Raw genomic sequence first — 2,234 nt, 5'->3', positions numbered from 1 at the left:
ACCGGCGGTGCCGGAGGTGCCGGCGGCCACGGAACCAACGGCTTCAACACAGTCATCCCGGTGGACTCGACGGCCGCCAGCGGCACCCCTGGGGACAGTCCTGCCACCGGCGACGGCACATCCGGCAGCGCGGGCACTCCGGGCACCAGCACGCTGCCCCCCGACCCGGTCAACATCCAGCAAGGCGGCACCGGCGGAAATGGCGGCTCCGGGTTCAACAATGTCGACGGGGCCACCGTCTTCGGCGGAGCGGGCGGCCAAGGCGGTGTCGGCGGGGACTACGCACCCGGCGGAAAAGGCGGCGGCGGCGGCTTCGCGACTGAAAACGCGACCAACGGCGTGGCCATCGGAGGTGCCGGCGGCATGGGTGGTACCGGTGGGGCTTTTGGAGCCGGCGGCCAGGGTGGTGAGGGTGGCACCGTCACCAACGGCAGCGCCGGCAGCATCGGGGGCACCGGCGGCGATGGCGGCAACGCCACCAACGGCCCGGCTGGCACGGGGGGTAACGGTGCGGCCGGCGGTAACGGCGGCGACGGTGGAGATGTCAGCGGCGGTAGCGGCGGCAGCGGCCCGGGTAACGGCCTGACCGGCGGTCAAGGCGGCGACGGCGGTAGCGGCGCCGACGGCAACTTCAACGCCGGGAAAGGCGGATCGGGCGGCGAGGGCGGCGCAGGTGGTGCCGGTGGCGCTAACGGTGGCCGCGGCGGCGACGGTGGCGGCGGCGGTGCGGGCGGTGCCGGCGGCACCGGTGCCGACGGCGGAGCGGGCGGCACGGGCGGTGCCGGCGGTGACATCACCAATCCGGTGATCTCCGCCATTTCGACTAACGGCGATGGCGGCAACGGCGGCCATGGCGGTAACGGTGCGCCCGGTGCGGCCGGCGGCGATGGTGGCAATGGCGGCCAGGGCGGTGCTTCCGGCGGCGGCGGCGCTGGAGTCGGCGGCGCCGGTGGTGCTCTCGGCACGGGCGGCGGCGGCGGCACCGGCGGTGCCGGCGGGGGCGCCGGGCTCGCCGGTACGGGCGGGGCCACCGGCGGCACCGATGGCCAAGCCGGCACCGCCGGTAATGACGGCAGCGCCGGCGCCGACGGCAAAGCGGGTACCGACGGGGGCGGCGGCTAGCCGGCCTTACCGTCGCTGCCGGAGGCACCTGCCGCGCCGGCGATGCCGGTGGGTCCGTCCGGACCGGGCTGGCCGTCAAACAGAGGATTACTGCTGAAGCCCAGGCCGCCGCCGGACCCGCCGTTGCCGCCGCCACCGGCCGCGCCGCCGTTGCCGCCCAAGCCGTTGCCGCCGCCGGCGCCTGCCTTGCCGAACAGTCCGGCGGCCCCGCCGGCGCCGCCGTCACCGCCCGCACCGCCGTCGCCGCCGTCGCCGCCGTTACCGCCGGCCCCGCCGGGACCCCCAACGCCTCCATAGGCCCCGTCGTTATTGCCTCTGCCGCCGTCACCGCCGGCGCCGCCGCGGGCACCGGTAGCGCCGGCACCCCCGACTCCGCCGTTGGCACCGGCACCGCCGGCGCCGCCGTCGCCGAACAGCCAGCCGCCGTGCCCCCCGGACCCGCCGTTGCCGCCGGCACCGCCGTCGGTGCCCGATGCGCCGACACCACCGACACCACCCGCGCCGCCGGTGCCGGCGGTGGAGGTGAGCGCGCCGACGGTCTTGACCTCACCGCCCTCGCCGCCGTTCCCACCCGGGGCGCCGACGCCGCCGGTGCCGCCGGTGCCGCCGGCTCCGGCTGAGACGCCTACCGAGGTGGTGGCGTTGACGGCGCCGCCCGAGCCGCCGTTGCCACCGGCCTGGCCGAATACGCCATCCTGACCGGTGCCACCGATACCGCCGATGCCGGCGGCGCCGGCGGCGCCCGCTTGACCCGGGGTCGCCGGCCCGCTCGACGAGTTGACACCGGCGGCGCCCGCCCCGCCGGTACCGGCCTTTCCACCGGCGCCGCCGGTGCCCCACATTCCCGCGCTGCCGCCGTGGCCGCCGTTACCGCCCGCGCCGGCTGCTTGGCCGGCCGTTGCGGCCGTGCCGTTGCCGCCGGCCCCGCCCACGCCGCCGGATCCGAACAGCGTGCCGCCGTTGCCGCCACTACCGCCGTTGCCTCCCGGGGCACCCGCCACGCCGGATCCGCCGTCGCCGCCGTTGCCCCATAGCCCGGCGGACCCGCCGTGACCGCCGTTGGGGTGGGTCGCGTCGCCGGCTCCGCCATTGCCGCCGTTGCCGAACAGCAG

At 77.7% G+C, this 2,234-nt stretch carries 1 protein-coding gene and 1 pseudogene; one reads left to right on the top strand and one right to left on the bottom strand.

Features of this window, described 5'->3' with window-relative positions:
- Nucleotides 1-1,122: pseudogene (locus BST12_RS34460) on the top strand (PE family protein); the annotation flags it as partial.
- Here the strand turns inward: BST12_RS34460 and BST12_RS34455 are convergent.
- Nucleotides 1,119-2,234, bottom strand: a 1,116-nt coding sequence (locus BST12_RS34455; protein WP_170062231.1) for a PGRS repeat-containing protein, incomplete at its 5' end; no start/stop codon positions are given. The pseudogene BST12_RS34460 and the gene BST12_RS34455 sit on opposite strands and share 4 nt — an antisense overlap.

The sequence above is a fragment of the Mycobacterium angelicum genome (genome assembly GCF_002086155.1).
GTDB lineage: Bacteria > Actinomycetota > Actinomycetes > Mycobacteriales > Mycobacteriaceae > Mycobacterium > Mycobacterium angelicum.
This window is presented reverse-complemented; position numbering and strand designations above follow the sequence as displayed.